Origin of the sequence: Streptomyces sp. V4I23, from assembly GCF_030817975.1 — a bacterium.
GTDB lineage: Bacteria > Actinomycetota > Actinomycetes > Streptomycetales > Streptomycetaceae > Streptomyces.
In genome coordinates this window covers 620705-636648 of the sequence record NZ_JAUSZW010000004.1, presented here as the reverse complement: position 1 = coordinate 636648, position 15944 = coordinate 620705, and the positions used below count along the sequence as shown (strand labels likewise).

Below are 15944 nucleotides of genomic sequence, written 5' to 3'. Positions count from 1 at the left end.
CGGTGCGGACCTGTTCCGCCTGGCCCGGCCGACGGGAGGCCCGCACCCCGTCGGCCCAGGACAACAGGTCGGCTCGGTCAGGCGCTCAGCGCCGCCGAGACGACCGCGCGGGCCTCCTCCTGGACGCGGGCCAGGTGGTCGGGGCCGAGGAAGGACTCCGCGTACACCTTGTACACGTCCTCCGTGCCGGAGGGGCGCGCCGCGAACCAGGCACTGGCCGTCGTCACCTTGATGCCGCCGATCGCCGCCCCGTTGCCCGGCGCCTCGGTGAGCACACCGGTGACGGGCTCCCCGGCCAGCGTGCCCGCCGTCACCTGGCCCGGGGACAGGCGGCTCAGCACCGCCTTCTCCTCCCGCGTGGCCGGCGCGTCGACCCGGGCGTAGGCCGGCTCGCCGAACCGGGCGGTGAGCTGCGCGTACTGCTCGCTCGGCGTCCGGCCCGTCACCGCCAGCATCTCGGAGGCGAGCAGGGCCATGATGATGCCGTCCTTGTCGGTGGTCCACACCGATCCGTCGCGGCGCAGGAACGAGGCGCCGGCCGACTCCTCACCGCCGAAGCCGAGTGTGCCGTCGGCCAGCCCGTCCACGAACCACTTGAAGCCGACGGGCACTTCCACCAGCTCGCGGCCGAGGTCGGCGGCCACTCGGTCGATCATCCCGGACGACACGAGCGTCTTGCCGACGGCAGCGCGGGCGGGCCACCGCTCGCGATGGCGGTAGAGGTAGCCGATCGCGACCGCCAAGTAGTGGTTGGGGTTCATCAGCCCGCCGTCCGGCGTGACGATGCCGTGCCGGTCGGCGTCCGCGTCGTTGCCGGTGGCGATGGCGTAGCGGTCGCGGGCCTCGATCAGCGAGGCCATCGCGTACGGCGACGAGCAGTCCATCCGGATCCTGCCGTCCCAGTCGAGCGTCATGAACCGCCACGTGGGATCGGTGTGCGGGTTCACCACCGTCAGGTCGAGCCGGTGCTCCTCCGCGATACGGCCCCAGTACGCCACCGAGGCGCCGCCGAGCGGGTCCGCGCCGATGCGCACCCCCGCGGCGCGCACCGCGTCCAGGTCGAGTACCGCGGGCAGGTCCCGCACGTACGAGCCGAGGAAGTCGTACCGGCCCGTCGTCTCCGCGGCCAGGGCCCGCGTGTACGGAATCCGCCGTACGTCCTTCAGCCCGCCGCCGATGATCTCGTTCGCCCGCTCCTGGATCCAGCCGGTCGCCTCCGACCCGGCCGGTCCGCCGTTCGGCGGGTTGTACTTGAAACCGCCGTCCGACGGCGGATTGTGCGACGGCGTGACCACCACCCCGTCCGCCCGCCCTGCGGGACGCGAGCTGTTGTGGGCGAGGACGGCGTGCGACACCGCCGGCGTGGGCGTGTAGCCGTCGGCCGTGTCGACCAGCACGGTCACCCCGTTGGCCGCGAAGACCTCGACGGCGGTCACCCGCGCGGGCTCGGACAGCGCATGGGTGTCCGCGCCCAGGAACAGCGGCCCGTCGACGCCCTGACGCGCCCGGTACTCGCAGATCGCCTGGCTCGTGGCGGCGATGTGGTCCTCGTTGAAGGACGTCGCGAGGGAGGAACCGCGGTGCCCCGACGTGCCGAACGCGACACGCTGCGCCGGGTCCGCCGGATCGGGGTGCAGGGCGTAGTACGCGGTCACCAGCCGCGCCACGTCGATGAGGTCCTCGGGCCGCGCCTGCTGTCCCGCGCGCTCGTTCGGCATCCGTCCACTCCTCCGCGTCGGTCGGGTGCGTTCAGTGTGGCGTCCCCCGGCCCGGCGGCGCGAGGCGGCCCCACCGGCACGGCCGCGCACCCGGGCCAGGAACCTCATGGGGCCCCACGGCGTTGCCATGGTGACGCGCGGGTACGCGCCGAGTACGGACCGGAACGACACAGGCGGAAGCCGAGGTGCACCAGTGGCAATGTGGGATCGGATCAAGGACCAGGCCAAGGGCCTGCAGCAGCAGTCCCAGGGCGTGCGGGGCGCAGGCGGACACGGCAGGCCGGGACCGGGCTCCTCGGGCGGCTCCCGGGCTCAGCTGGTGAGCACGCTGAAGTCGCAGCTCACCTCGTTGAAGACGGAGTTGAAGAGCGGCGCGTACCGGGATGCGAGCATGGCGATGTGCGCCCTCGTCGCCGCCGCCGACGGCCACGTCGACCCGGCCGAGAGGCAGCACGTCGAATCGCTGATCCTGAGCAACGACGTCCTGCAGAACTTCCCGCCGGAGCAGCTGCGCCAGCGGTTCAACAAGCACGTCGACCAGCTGGCCTTCAACTTTGCGCAGGGGAAGGGAGAGGCCCTGCAGGAGGTCGCCAAGGCGGCGAAGAAGCCGGCGGAGGCCCGCGCCGTCGTCCAGACCGGTTTCGTCGTCGCCGGCGCGGACGGATACGTGGCACCCGCAGAGGAGCAGATGCTGCGCGAGGCGTGCTCCGTCCTCGGTCTGTCACCCACCGAGTTCGGTCTGTGAGCGAGGCTCCGCCGCCGTCCCGGAGCAGGGACGGCGGCGGAGCCGCTGGGTCAGGATTCGTCCCGCAGGGATTCGCCTACGCCGCGTGCCCTGTCCTTGGCGTCGCCGACGGCCTTCTTGGCGTGGCCCTTCGCCTGGTCGGTGCGGCCCTCGGCCTCCATCCGCTCGTTGCCGGTGGCCTTGCCCACCGTTTCCTTGGCCTTGCCCTTCAGCCTGTCGCCCCTGCCCTTGTTCTTCGCCATGGTGTGCTCCCGTGTGCAGGCGGCCGCACGTCCGCGGCCGAGTGAAATCACACCCTGCGGGTACCCCGATTCTCGACGACATGCATGCGCAGCGGCAGGTCATCGCAGTGGCCGCGCCGGTACGCCGTCCCGGGAGGCGCCGGGCGAGCGCGCGGGCCACGATGGAAGAAGGCGGTGGCATTCATGAACAACAACAGTCCTGAAACCTATGAGCTCGTGTTCCAGGCGCCCGCCGTGGAGGACGACGTCGTCGTGGTCCGTCGTACCGAGCGGACGGGCGCGGGCGGCTACCCCGTCTACGAGGACGACACCGGCATCGTGCGCGCGGAGATCAGCGACCGGGGCGAGGTGCGGATGCTGGCCAGCGGCGGACACCAGACGTACCACTTCCCGGTGGTGGCCCGCGTCCCGTCCCCGGACCGGGCGGTCCCCCCACCGGAGGCTCCGGACGGCGGCCGCAGGGGTCAGCCGGCGGCGGCCTGAATTCGTTCGCACTGCGGCGGGCCGGGCCGGTCCCGGCCCGCCGGACTGCGCCCGGAGAGGGGACGGCGGCCTGCGGGGAGCGCCCGCCGGGCCCCGGGGCCTCGCCCGGACCGCGGCCGGCGCGGAGCACGCCCGGCCTCGATCAGCCGGCCGACGCCCCCGCCGAGCGGAGGCCCATCACCGGCTCGGCCACCAGGCGTGCCGTGCGGCACAGCGTCTGGCCGTGGACGTCGAAGAGGTCGTCGCGCGAGTCGAAACGGCCCAGGTCCGCGACGACATGCCCGGACAGGTCGCAGGCCGCTGCGTCCGCCGGGCAGACCGTGTGCCCGTCCCAGTCGATCGCCGTACGGGACAGTGCCTCGAACAGGGTCTCCGGGCCCGCGTTGGTGAAGCCGCCGCCGGGGTGCCCGCTCAACTCGTCGAGCCCGCCGAAGAGTTCGGAGACGGCAAGCCACCCGCCGTCCGCCTCCTCGGCCGGCCCGATGCGGAATTCGGGCCACGCCAGCAGCACCTGGTCCGGGACGAACCGGCGCATCCGGGGAAAGCGCGGGTACCACAGCGCCCCGTCCACGACCAGGCCGCGGACGCGGGTGGCGACACCACCGGCCCGCGCGACCGATTCGAGGACCGCGAGCCGCTGGCTGCACGACCCGCGCCCGCGCCGCAGCACCTCCGACACGGGGCGTTCGTCCTGCACGGAGTAGACCGGCCGGACGGTCGCGGCGATCCTGCGGTGTGCACGGCGCAGGGCCGCCAGCCGATCGCCGGCGGACACGTCGCGGCCCGCAGTGGAGCCGAGGCTGCCGAGCAGCTCGCCGACCCGCGGATGGCGCCAGTCCAGGATCCGCGTCGGCTGGGTGCTCCCGTCCGCGGTCCTCCCGTCGGGCGTGGCAGTACGGACCCGCTTCCGCGGCCGCAGTATCGCACTCGTCATGGTGGCCATTGTGCCCCCGCCGGTTCCGGGCCCCGCAGCCGGTCGCCGAAGAGCGGGCCGGGACGGATGCTGGAAGCAGGACCTCCGACAGGGCGGGAGAGTGCGCCATGGCAAGGACGCTGGAGTGGAAGGTCGCGATCGTCCTCGTCGAGGAGGACGGCACGACCAGGGCCCAGGCCGTGCTGGACACCGGCACCGACACGATCACCGGTCACGGCACGGCCCACCGCAACCCGCAGGACGTGGACGTACCCGAGATCGGCGACGAGCTGGCGGCCGCCCGCGCGATGCACAGCCTCACACGGCAGCTGATGAAGGCCGCCGACCGGGACCTCGAAGCGGTCGGAGCCGGCGACGGCAGCCCGCCGGGGGCCGGATACGGCTGGCCCTACACGACTCCGTGAGCCGCTCGCGCTCACCGGGCGCCGGGATCATTCGTGGGCGACGACGGCCACCGGCGCCGTGCAGTGGTGCATGGCGGCGTGCGCGACATGGCCGATGTGCGGAGCCAGGGGAGCGTGGCGGACATGGCGCCCGACGACCACCAGCCCCGCGTCGGCGGCCTCGTCCACCAGCACCCCGGCGGCGGAGCCCATCACGGACCGCTCCACCACCTCCACCGAGGGATGCTCCCGGCGCCGCGGCAGCAGTGCGGCGCCCAGTGCCGCGGCCGCCTCGCGCGCGCCCTGGGCCCGGGCGTCGGCCGAGTGCCCGACCACGAGCGGCAGCTTCCAGCCGTGGACGGCCCGCAGCGCGCACCCGCGCCGCGCCGCCTCGCCGAAGGCGAAGGAGAGCACCGGATCGGCCGGCCGGTGGAGATCCACTCCGACCACGACGTCCTTGTTCCGGTCGTGCCCGCCGACGTTGCCCTCGGCCCGCACGACGACCACCGGCGTCCGCGTGGCCCCGATGGTCGCCAGACCGACAGAGCCCATCAGGGCCCCCATCACCGTGCCCAGTCCCCGCGAGCCGAGCACCAGCAGCTCGGCGTCGGCGGCCTCGAGGGCGAGTGCGGCGGGAGGCCGCCCCGACACCCGGCGCGTGGAGATCCGGAGCCCGGCGTGGGTGCGCCGCAGTTCCCCGGCGGCGCTCTCCAGCAGCCTGTCCGCCCAGCTGCGGTGGTCGTCGTGGGTGATCGTGGGCATGGCCACGGCCACCGGCAGCGGCCACTCCTCCACATGCACCAGGAGCAGGTCCGCGCCGCGCAGCCGCGCGTCCCGGGCCGCCCAGTGGGCCGCCGCGAGACTCTCGGGCGAGTTGTCCAGGCCGACGGTCACATGCGTCATGGTCCGTTCCTCCTTCGGATCGCTCCTGCGGCCACTTTCCAGCGTCCCGCTCGACGGCGCCCGGCGGCATGCGCCCGCGCGCGTACGCCCGGGCCCGCTGCCGGGACGCGCGGCCGGGCGCGGGAACGCCGTTCGGCGGGCGCGGGACGGGGTACCCGCCCGCCCGAACGCATGGCACGTCCCCCTCCGCCGCCCGGCGGCGGGGACGGGGCCGCCGCACGCAGCGGTGCCGCAGGGGGAACGACAGGGAGGGACGCCATGACCGTGGACAAGGGCGCCGGGCGGCCGGACCGCGCCCAGGGTCCGGCCGGACGGGGCGCCTCGTGGACGGCCCCCGGCACCCGTCGGTTCTGGCGCGACGCCGCGGCCGTCGTCCTCGACACCGACGGCGTCGTCACCGATTCCGCCCGCCTCCACGCGGCCGCCTGGAAGACCGCCTTCGACGCCTGCCTGAAGGAGCATCCGCCGGACGCCCCGCAGGACCGGCGCCCCTTCGACGTCCGCGACGACTATCTGCGCCATGTGGACGGCAGGTCCCGCCTGGACGGGGCCGCCGCGTTCCTCGGCTCCCGCGGCATGCGCCTGCCGCCGGGCAGTCCCGACGACCCGCCGGGCACCGGCACCGTGGGCGAAGTCGCCGCGTACAAGGAACGGCTGTTCACCGAACGGCTGCGGCAGCAGGGCGTCGACGCCTTTCCGGGGACCGTACGGCTCCTGACCGAGCTGCGCTCCCGGGCCGTGCCGCTCGCCGCCGTGTCCGCGTCCCGCCACGCCCGCGAACTGCTCACCCGCGCCGGCGTCCTGCCGTACTTCGACGTCCTCGTGGACGGGCAGGAGGCCGCCCGGCTGCGGCTGCCCGGCAAACCCGACCCCGCTCTCTTCCTGGAGGCGGCGCGCAGGCTCGGCGTGCCGCCCGGCCGGTGCGCCGTCGTCGAGGACGCGCTCGCCGGTGTGGAGGCGGGCCGGCGCGGCGGCTTCGCCCTGGTCGTCGGTGTCGACCGCACCGCCGGCCCCGGAACGGGGGCCGCGCTGCTGGAACACGGCGCCGACCTCGTCGTCCGTGACCTCGCCGACCTGCTCCCCGCCACCCCCGAGGACTGACGATGCCCGAGTGGATCTGGACGTACGAGGGCTACGCCCCCGGCCGGGAGCGACTGCGGGAGGCCCTGTGCACACTCGGCAACGGCTACTTCGCCACCCGCGGCGCCGCCCCCGAATGCGTCGCCGACGTCGTGCACTACCCCGGCACCTACGCGGCCGGCTGCTACAACCGGCTGACCTCCACCGTCGCCGGGCGCCAGGTCGTCAACGAGGACATGGTCAACCTGCCCAACTGGCTGCCGCTGCGCTTCCGCATGCACACCTCGAGCGGCGACGCACCCTGGTTCCACCCCGACAGCCCTGCCCTGCGCGAACACCGCCAGCGGCTCGACCTGTACTCCGGGACGCTCGAACGCAGCCTGCGGTACGCGGCGGGCGACGGACGCGTACTGGCGGTGCGCCAGCTGCGGTTCGTCCACATGGGCGACCCGCATCTCGCCGTGCTGCGCACCCAGTTCACCGCCGAGGGCTGGTCCGGGGACATCGAGGTCGAGGCCGCGCTGGACGGCTCCGTGACCAACAGCGGCGTCGCCCGCTACCGCGAGCTCAACGGCAGCCACCTCGTCCATGTCAACGCGGGGGACGGCGACCGGGAGGCGGTGTGGCTGCGCTGCCGCACCACCACCTCCGACATCCGCATCGGCATGGCGGCCCGCACCACCGCCGACGAGCCCGGGGACCCGCGGCGGGCGGACGCGGAGCGGCTGCGCACGGCCCACGAACCGCTGCGTGCCGTGCAGCTGATGCGGCTGTTCCTCGAAGACGGCCGCACCCGGACCGTCGACAAGACCGTCGCCCTGCACACCTCCCGGGACGCGGCGATCAGCGACCCTCTGCACGCCGCCGTCGACCGCGTCGACCGCGCCTTTGGATTCGACGCCCTTCTGGAGTCCCACCGCACCGCCTGGCGGCAGTTGTGGGGCAGGGGCGAACTCGACGTGCCGGGGGAGGCCGGGCGCATCCTGCGCCTGCATCTTTTCCACGTCCTGCAGACCCTCTCGCCGCACACCGCCGACCTCGACGTCGGCGTACCGGCCCGCGGGCTGCACGGCGAGGCGTACCGCGGGCACATCTTCTGGGACGAGCTGTTCGTCCTGCCCTATCTGAACCTGCACTTCCCCGAGGTGTCCCGGGCGCTGCTCATGTACCGCCACCGCCGCCTGGAGGCGGCACTGCGGCTGGCCCGCGACATCGGGCACATCGGGGCCATGTACCCGTGGCAGAGCGGCAGCGACGGCCGCGAGGAGACGCAGGAGCTGCATCTCAACCCGCGCTCGGGGCGCTGGCTGCCCGACCACTCCCGGCTCCAGCACCACGTGGGGTCGGCCATCGCGTACAACGTCTGGCAGTACTGCGAGGCGAGCGGAGACGCGGAGTTCCTGCACACCAAGGGCGCGGAGATGCTGACGCAGATCGCCCGCTTCTGGGCCCACTGCGCCACGTACGACGAGGACAGGGAGCGCTACCGCATCCGCGGGGTCGTCGGACCCGACGAGTACCACGACGCGTACCCGGGATCGAAGCTGCCGGGCCTCGACGACAACGCGTACACCAACGTCACCGCCGCCTGGGTGCTCGCCCGCGCACTCGACGTCATCCGGGAACTGCCCGCGCCCCGCCGCCGCGAACTGAGCGAGCGCACCCTGCTCGACGAGTCGGAGCTGGAGCACTGGGACGAGGTCTCGCGGCGGCTGTACGTGCCCTTCCACGACGGTGTCATCAGCCAGTTCCACGGCTACGGCGACCTCACGGAACTCGACTGGGCCGGACTGCGCGCACGCCACGGGGACATCCGCCGTCTCGACCGCGTCCTGGAGGCCGAGGGCGACACCGTGAACCGCTACAAGGCGTCCAAGCAGGCCGACGTCCTCATGCTCGGCTATCTGTTCTCGCCCGCCGAACTGCGCGGTCTCTTCCGGCGCCTCGGCTACGGCCTCGACGACGACACCTGGCACCGGACCGTGGACTACTACCTGGAGCGCACCAGCCACGGCTCGACCCTGAGCGGCCTGGTCCACGGCTGGGTCCTCGCCCGGGTGCGGCGGCAGGACGCATGGGAGTACTGCCGCGAGGCGCTGGAGGGCGACATCGCCGATCTGCACGGCGGCACCACCGAGGAGGGCGTGCACCTGGGCGCCATGGCCGGCACGCTCGACCTCGTGCAGCGCGGCCTGACCGGGATGGAGACCCGCAGCGGGGCGCTCTGGTTCGACCCCGTCCACTCGCCGGAACTCCCCGACTACGGCTTCTCCATCCGCTACCACGGGCACTGGGGCGTGCGCGTGCGCATGCGGCCGGGGGAACTGGAGATCGGTGTACCGGACTCGGACGAGTCCCCGATCGACGTACGCCTCACCGACCGCACGGTGTCGGTGGAGCCGGGCACGTCCTGCGTGCTGCCGTTCCCGGTCGACTAGGTCCTCTCTTCTGGATCAGGCCGGTCTTTTGGATCAGGCAGGTCTTTTGCATCAGGCCGGCTCACGTCGCGCGCGTGTCGTCGTCCGCGAAGGAGAGGCGGTCCACCACGTCCACGACGCCGTCGACGCTCTGGCACAGGCGAACGACCACGCGCACCAGGCTCTTGCGGTCCAGCGTCCCGCTGAGCGTCACCCGGCCCTCGTCGACCTGGACGGTGACGGCCGCCGGGGACACGCCCAGCGTGCCGCCGAGGACGTCCTCCACGATCTCCTCCTGGATGGCCCGGTCCCGCCGCAGGAACAGCTGGAGGAGGTCGCTGCGGCTCACCACCCCGATCAACTGGCCCGAGCCGTCCACCACCGGCAACCGCTTGATGTGCCGGTCCTCCATCACCCGGGCCGCCTCCACCGCGCTCCACTCCGGCCGTGCGACCACGGCGGGGCTCGTCATCAGCCCCTCGGCCGTGTCGGAGCCGGTACCGCTGGTGTGCCGGCGCAGCAGATCCGCCTCGGACACGACACCGACAGGCCGGCCGTCGTCGTCGATCACGGGCACGGCGGTGATGCCGAACTCGTCGAGCAGCCGGGCGATCTCCTTGAAGACGGTGCCGCGCTGGACGCTCACCGCCTCGGGTGTCATCAGGTCGGCGACGCAGCGGTGTCTCATCCCGCACCGGTCCTCGGCGTCATGGCTCCACCTCCACCTGCGTACAGGTCCTCGACCCCAGTATTTCCGAGCCGCCCCGGCCGGTCGCGGCGGGGCGGCGCGCCGGGCGTCGTCGCCGTGCGGCCCGCCGGGCGCCTGACTACCGTGGGCGCGAGGCGCGAGACGCACCGGGAACGCCGACCTGGGAAGGTGCCACCATGCCCGAGAAACCGCAGACGGGAGGCCCGGCCGCGGGGCCGTCGAAGGGCGACATCGGCCGCCGGGTGGCCGCCCGCCGGCAGCAGCTCGGCCTGTCCCGCGAGGACGTCGCGCTGCGGGCCGGATCCGCGCCCGGGTACATCGAGTACCTGGAGGAGCAGACCGCGACCCCGGGCATGGGTTTCCTGCTGCGGCTGGCCGACGCCCTGGAGACCACCGTCACCGCCCTGACCGGAGGCGGCGCGGACGCGCCGCCCGGCTCGGGGCGCGCCGCGCGCCGGCCCGAACTGGTGGAGCTGGCCGAGGACGAGTGCTGGGCGCTGCTCGGTACGCACGGGGTGGGGCGCATCGCCGTCGCGGGCCGGGACGGGCCCGCCATCCTCCCGGTCAACTACCTGGTCGCCGAAGGCGAGGTGGCCTTCCGGACCTCCCGGGAGGCACGGCCCGGTCAGGTGGCGGGCGAGGAGATCGCCTTCGAGGTGGACCACATCGACGAGGCGTTCAGCCGTGGCTGGAGTGTCCTGATCGTCGGCGCGGCACGGCCGGTCACGGACCAGGACGCCGTACAAGAGCTGGAGCGGCAGGCGTACAGCGCGCCGTGGGCGGGCGGCGAGCGGGACCTGTGGATCGTCCTCGCCCCCGACCGGGTCACGGGCCGCCGCATCCTCGTGCGCGACGCACCGGCGCCGTGGGACTTCCGCTGACGCGGGCCGCGGGTGGTCGGCCGCCTCCCGCACGGCACGGGGGCCGCGCGCCGCCGGGCCGCCTGCGACGTCCTCGCGGCGGGCGCCGCCACGGCCGGCGCCACGGCCGCGAGGACGGTGGCGTGCCAGGTCCGGAAGTCCTTGCTGGTGAGGGGCGGCCCGCGAGCCGGCGCAGATGCCGGTTGAGCTCGTCGCCGCTCACATCGTGCCAGGCGCGGCCCTCCCAGTAGGCCGGCGGCCTGTCGCCCCCGCCCCCCGCCTCAGCAGCGCCCGGCCGCGCCCGAGGCCGCCCGTGCGCAGGCCGCGGGAGACCCGTTTACGGACGCGGGGGAGCGTGGCGGTGGCCGGTTCACCCCGGATGCGCCCCGGCCCGCGGGCCCTCCGCTGGGAGGGCGGCCATGCGGCGGGTACCCGGCAGGGGTCGCGCCGCATGCCGCGGGGCGCGTCGTCCAGGGGGCGGCCGATGAGGGAGAAGGACATGCCCGAGCTGCCGGATGTCGAAGGGTTCCGCGAGGTGCTGCGCTCCTGCGGCACGGGCCGGCGGATCCGGAGGGTCGACGTGCGCGACCCGGGCGTGCTGCGCGGGGTGACCGTGCGGCGGCTGCGGAAGGAACTGGAGGGGCAGCGGCTGGGGGAGCCCTGGAGGCACGGCAAATGGCTCGTCGCACCCACCGACGGACCCCGCGTCGTCTGGCACTTCGGGATGACGGGGCTGCTGCTGGCAGCAGCGCCCGACGACCCCGTGGCGGACCACGACCGGATCGTGCTCACGCTCGACGACGACCGCAGGCTGCACTACCGCGACCAACGCAAGCTCCAGGGCGTCCACCTGGCCGGCAGCGACGAGGCCGTGGGACACGTCCTCGGCGACCTGGGGCCCGACGCTCTCGGCCTGCCCCGGGACACGTTCCTCGAGCGTGTCGCCGGGCGGCGGGGCGCCGTCAAGAACGTGCTGATGGACCAGTCGGTGCTCGCCGGGCTCGGCAACCTCCTCAGCGACGAGATCCTCTGGCGCGCCGGGGTGGCGCCCGGCCGCCCCGCGCGTGATGTGGACGAGGCCGAACTGCGCCGCGTCCACGCCGCGATGGGCCGGGTCCTGCGGTCCGCGGTCCCGGCCGCGCGCGTGCCGCCCCGGCGGACCTGGCTCACCGGACGGCGGGACGACCGCGACCCGGTGTGCCCGCGCTGTCGTGGGCCGCTGCGCTCGGGCCGCACGGGCGGCCGCCGCTCCGTGTGGTGCCCCGCCTGCCAGAGCTGAGCCGCCCGGCGCGACCCGGCCGCGCGGAGCCCGGGTCGCCAGGGCTTCGGCCTCGCTAGGGCTTCAGCAGGGCCTTGACCATGCCGTCGGCCTTGGCCTGGAACGTCGCGTACGCCTCGGGGCCCTTCTCCAGCGGCAACGTGTGCGTGGCGAAGCCCTCGACGCCGAGCGGATCGGCGTCCGTCAGCAGCGGAAGGATGTCGTCCACCCAGCGCCGGACATTGGCCTGCCCCATACGGAGCTGGATCTGCTTGTCGAACAGGGTGAGCATCGGCACGGGATCCGCCATGCCGCCGTAGACCCCGACCAGGGAGATCGTGCCACCGCGCCGTACCGCGTCGATGGCCGTGTAGAACGCCTCCAGCCGGTCCACGCCGACATGCTCCATGACGCGCCGGGCCACGCGTCCGGGCAGCAGACCGGTCGCCCACTGCCCCGCCTTGGCGACCGGTGCGCCGTGGGCCTCCATCCCCACGGCGTCGATGACCGCGTCCGAGCCGCGGCCGTCCGTCAGGTCGCGGACCGCGTCGGCGACCTCGTCGTGCTCGCGCAGGTCGAGGACCGTCACCCCACGCGCCTCGGCCCGGTCGAGACGCTCGGGGACGAGGTCGACGCCGATGACGAGTCCGGCGCCCCGGTGCAGGGCCACGCGGCAGGCCATGTCGCCGATCGGTCCGAGGCCGAGCACGGTCAGCGACCCGCCGGGCGGTACGTCCGCGTACTCCACGGCCTGCCACGCCGTCGGCAGCACGTCCGAGAGGTAGACGAAACGCTCGTCCGGCGGCCCCTCGGGCACCTTGACCGGCAGTGTGTCGCCGAAGGGCACCCGCAGGTACTCGGCCTGCCCGCCGGGCACCTGCCCGTACAGCTTCGTGTAGCCGAACAGCGACGCGCCCATGCCGCGGTCCCGCACCTGGGTCGTCTCGCACTGCGAGTGGAGGCCCTGGGCGCACATGAAGCACTCACCGCACGAGACGTTGAACGGCACGACGACGCGGTCGCCGGCCGAGAGGGCCGTCACCTCGGGACCGGTCTCCTCCACGACGCCCATGGGCTCGTGGCCGAGGATGTCGCCGGGATCGAGGTACGGGCCCAGGACCTCGTAGAGGTGAAGATCCGAACCGCAGATGCCGGTGGACGTCACCCGGACGATCACATCCTTCGGCTCGGTGATGCGGGGATCGGGGACGGTCTCGATCCGGACGTCCCGCCGGCCCTGCCATGTCAGTGCGCGCATCGTGTCCTCCCGCGTTGCTCTCCGGTGGGCGGCCTGCGGCCGTCGTACGGGCGGCGCCGCGCGTCCGGCCACCACGCCCGAGTACCCGAAGCGGGCGATGCCATTACATACAGAAGAAAACGGACTATTGGCACTCAATAGAGCGTCGGACTTTCCGGTATGGGGCGTTTCTCTTTCATTGCCGGTATGTCCGTTTGCGTATGAAGTGTGCGACTGCTTTTCCTTGTTGCCTGTTTCGTGACGTCGGTCACGTGACGGAATGCCCGGGATGTCGGGCAGGCGTCGCAGACGCCTTGCGTGGAAGGAAAGTTGAGTTCCCGACAGAAAATGAGGAAGGTCATTTCCGTCTCTTTTCTCCGGTCTCGCATTGCGGTTGTGAATTCAGGGCTTGTTCCGCCGGGCTGCTCTCGCTTACGGTCACCGCAATCCGGATGGACCGCCGAATCCTGCCGCCGTCCGGGAATCCGACCACGCACTCACGTTCGGCAGGAGCGGGGGACCCAGGTAAGCCGCCGATCCGGAAACCGGAACGGCTCGGGGTGAAGTCGCACCGACCATGCGACCGGGCATCTCCAGCCCGAACCCGACAGCTCACCTCGCAGGCGACGGAGAGGAATGCGTCATGCCTGCAAAGGGTAAGCACCACCGCCGTCCGAAGTCCGGCCGACTCATCCGCGGCTTCGTCGCCGCGGGCACGGGCGGCGCCGCGCTCGCCCTGCCGCTGTTCGGCGCGACCACCGCCGCCGCGCAGCCGGCCCAGGCCGCGACCGCGAAGACCGCCGTCACGGCGCCCGCCGCGGCGAAGAAGGCCCCCGTGACGTACACCGTCGTCGCGGGCGACTCCCTGTCGAAGATCGCCGAGGAGCACTCCGTCAGCGGCGGCTGGAAGAAGCTCTACAACGACAACCGCCGGAACATCGGCGCCGACCCGGCGCTGATCCGCCCCGGCCTGAAGCTGACCATCGGCGCCAAGGCCAAGCCTGCGGACCGCGCCGCCGACGCCGGCCGCGCCGACCGCTCCGAGGCCCGCACCGCCCTGGCGGCGAAGAAGGCCCCGGCCGCGAAGCCCGCCAAGGCCAAGACGTATTCCAACGATCTCGACGGCTGGATCAAGGAATCGCTCGACATCATGGCCAAGCACGGAATTCCCGGAACTTACGAGGGAATCCACCGGAACATCATGCGCGAGTCCTCCGGAAATCCGCGGGCGATCAACAACTGGGACATCAACGCGGTGAACGGAACGCCCTCCAAGGGCCTTCTCCAGGTGATCGACCCCACGTTCCGGGCCTACCACGTGCCCGGCACGCCGTTCGACAGCTACGACCCGGTCGCGAACATCACCGCCGCGTGCAACTACGCCGCCGCCAGGTACGGCTCCATCGACAACGTGAACGGCCCGTACTGACCGTAGCCCCGCAATTCGCGGCTTCGATTGCAGACGGAATCGCGCCGGGCGCCTGTTCTGACATCACGTCAGTGCGGCGCCCGGCGCGGCCGTGTGCCCGCCCGGCGCCGGCAGCGGGAAGGTTGGAGGCATGCGACTGCTGCTGATCTCCGACACTCATGTGCCCCGCCGCGCCCGCCGCCTGCCCGACGAGGTGATGGCCCGTGTCGAGGAGGCCGACGTGGTGATCCACGCCGGCGACTGGGTCGACACCGCGACCCTCGACCTCCTTGAGGACCGCTCCGCCCGCCTCCTCGCCGTGTACGGCAACAACGACGGCGAAGCGTTGCGCGCCCGGCTCCCGGAGGTGGCCCGCGCGGAGCTCGGCGGTCTCCGGTTCGGCGTGGTGCACGAGACGGGCCCCGCCGCCGGGCGCGAGCGGCGCTGCGCCGAGAGGTTCCCGGACCTCGACGTGCTGGTCTTCGGCCACAGCCACATCCCGTGGGACACCACGGCCCCCGGCGGCCTGCGGCTCCTCAACCCCGGCTCCCCGACCGACCGCAGGCGACAGCCCCACCACACGTACATGACCGCGCGGGCGGCGGACGGCGTGCTGACCGAGGTCCTGCTGCACCGCCTGTGACCGGACCCGGGTAGTTTTGCGGTCAACCGAACTCAGGAGCCGCCCCGTGTCCGCCAGGCCCCGCCTGCTGTACGTCACCGACCTCGCCTACCCGGCCAAGGGGCGGCGGTACTGCGACGAGGACATCCACCTGTCCTCACGGCTGCGCGAGGACTTCGACCTCGCCCTCGCCCACCCGGCGGACGCGGCCGCGCTGATGGACGGCTTCGACGGCGTCGTGGTGCGCAACAGCGGGCCCGTCCTGCACTACCAGGACGCGTACGACGCCTTCCGCGAGAAGGCGATAAGGACCGGCGCCCGGATCTACAACCCGCTGACCGCACGCGGCGACATGGCGGGCAAGCAGTACCTGCTGGACCTCACCAGGGCCGGGTACCCGGTCATCCCCACGGTGGACCGGCTCGACGACCTCGGCCTGCTGCCCGCCTCCGACGCGTACGCGGTCAAGCCCAGGGCCGGCGCCGACTCCATCGGCCTCCACTTCGCAGGCGCCGAGCAGCTCCCCGGCCTCGTACGCGGCGACGTGCTGATACAGCCGCGCGTCGACTTCCTCTACGAGGTCTCCTTCTACTTCGTCGACGACACCTTCCAGTACGCCCTCCACGCCCCCGACCCCGCCCGCCGCTGGGACCTGGAGCCGTACGAACCCACCGCGGCCGACCTCGACTTCGCCCGGCGCTTCATCGCCTGGAACACCGTCGACCACGGCATCCAGCGCGTCGACGCCTGCCGCACCCGCGACGTCGGACTGCTGCTCGTCGAGCTCGAGGACCTCAATCCGTACCTGTCCCTGGACCTTGTCGACGAGGCGACCCGCGAGGCGTTCGTCGCCGCGCTGAAGACCTCACTGCACCGCTTCCTCGCCGCACCGGCGCCTCCGGCCGCGTAGCGGGCGGCCCGGGCCGGGCGCGACCGCCGGTGCGC

16 protein-coding genes and 1 riboswitch are annotated in these 15944 nt (G+C 73.2%); of the genes, 10 read left to right on the top strand and 6 right to left on the bottom strand.

The genetic code is table 11. From position 1 onward, the window contains the following. Positions 1 to 77: 77 nt before the first annotated feature. Complete coding sequence (pgm, locus tag QFZ82_RS05200; RefSeq protein WP_307711992.1) at positions 78 to 1718, bottom strand: phosphoglucomutase (alpha-D-glucose-1,6-bisphosphate-dependent); 1641 nt, start codon at positions 1716 to 1718, stop codon at positions 78 to 80. A 193-nt stretch (positions 1719 to 1911) separates the two neighbouring features. Here pgm and QFZ82_RS05195 point away from each other — a divergent pair, with 193 nt between their 5' ends. Continuing rightward, a complete protein-coding gene (locus tag QFZ82_RS05195) occupies positions 1912 to 2463 on the top strand; it encodes a tellurite resistance TerB family protein (RefSeq protein ID WP_307711991.1) in 552 nt (183 codons plus the stop codon). 50 nt (positions 2464 to 2513) lie between these two features. Here the strand turns inward: QFZ82_RS05195 and QFZ82_RS05190 are convergent, their stop codons facing one another. Beyond that, positions 2514 to 2705: a CsbD family protein gene (locus tag QFZ82_RS05190; protein WP_307711990.1), complete on the bottom strand. Its 192-nt coding sequence runs from the start codon at positions 2703 to 2705 to the stop codon at positions 2514 to 2516. 183 nt (positions 2706 to 2888) lie between these two features. On the opposite strand from QFZ82_RS05190, the gene QFZ82_RS05185 reads away from it, so the two are divergent. After that, positions 2889 to 3188 carry a DUF6296 family protein gene (locus QFZ82_RS05185; RefSeq protein ID WP_307711989.1) on the top strand — a complete coding sequence of 100 codons (300 nt, stop codon included), beginning with the start codon at positions 2889 to 2891 and terminating at the stop codon, positions 3186 to 3188. 142 nt (positions 3189 to 3330) lie between these two features. Here QFZ82_RS05185 and QFZ82_RS05180 read toward each other — a convergent pair whose 3' ends face one another. Beyond that, positions 3331 to 4122 (bottom strand): transglutaminase domain-containing protein, encoded by a 792-nt coding sequence (locus tag QFZ82_RS05180; protein WP_307711988.1) that lies wholly within the window; start codon positions 4120 to 4122, stop codon positions 3331 to 3333. 107 nt (positions 4123 to 4229) lie between these two features. On the opposite strand from QFZ82_RS05180, the gene QFZ82_RS05175 reads away from it, so the two are divergent. Beyond that, positions 4230 to 4526: a DUF1876 domain-containing protein gene (locus QFZ82_RS05175; RefSeq protein ID WP_307711986.1), complete on the top strand. Its 297-nt coding sequence runs from the start codon at positions 4230 to 4232 to the stop codon at positions 4524 to 4526. A gap of 27 nt (positions 4527 to 4553) precedes the next feature. Here QFZ82_RS05175 and QFZ82_RS05170 read toward each other — a convergent pair whose 3' ends face one another. After that, positions 4554 to 5408, bottom strand: coding sequence for a universal stress protein (locus QFZ82_RS05170; protein ID WP_307711985.1), 855 nt, complete (start codon positions 5406 to 5408; stop codon positions 4554 to 4556). A gap of 258 nt (positions 5409 to 5666) precedes the next feature. On the opposite strand from QFZ82_RS05170, the gene QFZ82_RS05165 reads away from it, so the two are divergent. Then, positions 5667 to 6509, top strand: coding sequence for an HAD family phosphatase (locus tag QFZ82_RS05165; RefSeq protein WP_307711984.1), 843 nt, complete (start codon positions 5667 to 5669; stop codon positions 6507 to 6509). Between the two features lie 2 nt (positions 6510 to 6511). After that, positions 6512 to 8926, top strand: coding sequence for a glycoside hydrolase family 65 protein (locus QFZ82_RS05160; RefSeq protein WP_307711983.1), 2415 nt, complete (start codon positions 6512 to 6514; stop codon positions 8924 to 8926). A 61-nt stretch (positions 8927 to 8987) separates the two neighbouring features. Here the strand turns inward: QFZ82_RS05160 and QFZ82_RS05155 are convergent, their stop codons facing one another. Next, positions 8988 to 9593 (bottom strand): CBS domain-containing protein, encoded by a 606-nt coding sequence (locus QFZ82_RS05155; protein WP_177151237.1) that lies wholly within the window; start codon positions 9591 to 9593, stop codon positions 8988 to 8990. Positions 9594 to 9790: 197 nt separating this feature from the next. On the opposite strand from QFZ82_RS05155, the gene QFZ82_RS05150 reads away from it, so the two are divergent. Both QFZ82_RS05150 and QFZ82_RS05140 read left to right on the top strand, forming a co-directional pair. Next, complete coding sequence (locus QFZ82_RS05150; protein ID WP_307711982.1) at positions 9791 to 10495, top strand: pyridoxamine 5'-phosphate oxidase family protein; 705 nt, start codon at positions 9791 to 9793, stop codon at positions 10493 to 10495. A 478-nt stretch (positions 10496 to 10973) separates the two neighbouring features. Further along, entirely contained in the window at positions 10974 to 11753 is a 780-nt protein-coding gene (locus QFZ82_RS05140; protein WP_307711981.1) for an Fpg/Nei family DNA glycosylase, read from the top strand. Between the two features lie 55 nt (positions 11754 to 11808). On the opposite strand, the gene QFZ82_RS05135 is transcribed toward QFZ82_RS05140, so the two are convergent. Continuing rightward, positions 11809 to 12990, bottom strand: a complete 1182-nt coding sequence (locus tag QFZ82_RS05135) for a zinc-dependent alcohol dehydrogenase (RefSeq protein WP_307711980.1) — start codon at positions 12988 to 12990, stop codon at positions 11809 to 11811. A gap of 427 nt (positions 12991 to 13417) precedes the next feature. Further along, a riboswitch (cyclic di-AMP (ydaO/yuaA leader) is annotated at positions 13418 to 13608 on the top strand. Positions 13609 to 13612: 4 nt separating this feature from the next. Between QFZ82_RS05135 and QFZ82_RS05130 the strand changes: the two genes are divergently transcribed. From QFZ82_RS05130 to QFZ82_RS05120, 3 genes are all read left to right on the top strand, one after another. Beyond that, positions 13613 to 14398, top strand: a complete 786-nt coding sequence (locus QFZ82_RS05130) for a LysM peptidoglycan-binding domain-containing protein (RefSeq protein ID WP_307711979.1) — start codon at positions 13613 to 13615, stop codon at positions 14396 to 14398. Between the two features lie 130 nt (positions 14399 to 14528). Beyond that, the gene (locus QFZ82_RS05125; RefSeq protein ID WP_307711978.1) at positions 14529 to 15020 is read left to right on the top strand and encodes a metallophosphoesterase; all 492 of its coding nucleotides are present in this window, start codon (positions 14529 to 14531) and stop codon (positions 15018 to 15020) included. Between the two features lie 46 nt (positions 15021 to 15066). Continuing rightward, positions 15067 to 15909: a hypothetical protein gene (locus tag QFZ82_RS05120; RefSeq protein ID WP_307711977.1), complete on the top strand. Its 843-nt coding sequence runs from the start codon at positions 15067 to 15069 to the stop codon at positions 15907 to 15909. Positions 15910 to 15944: the final 35 nt, after the last annotated feature.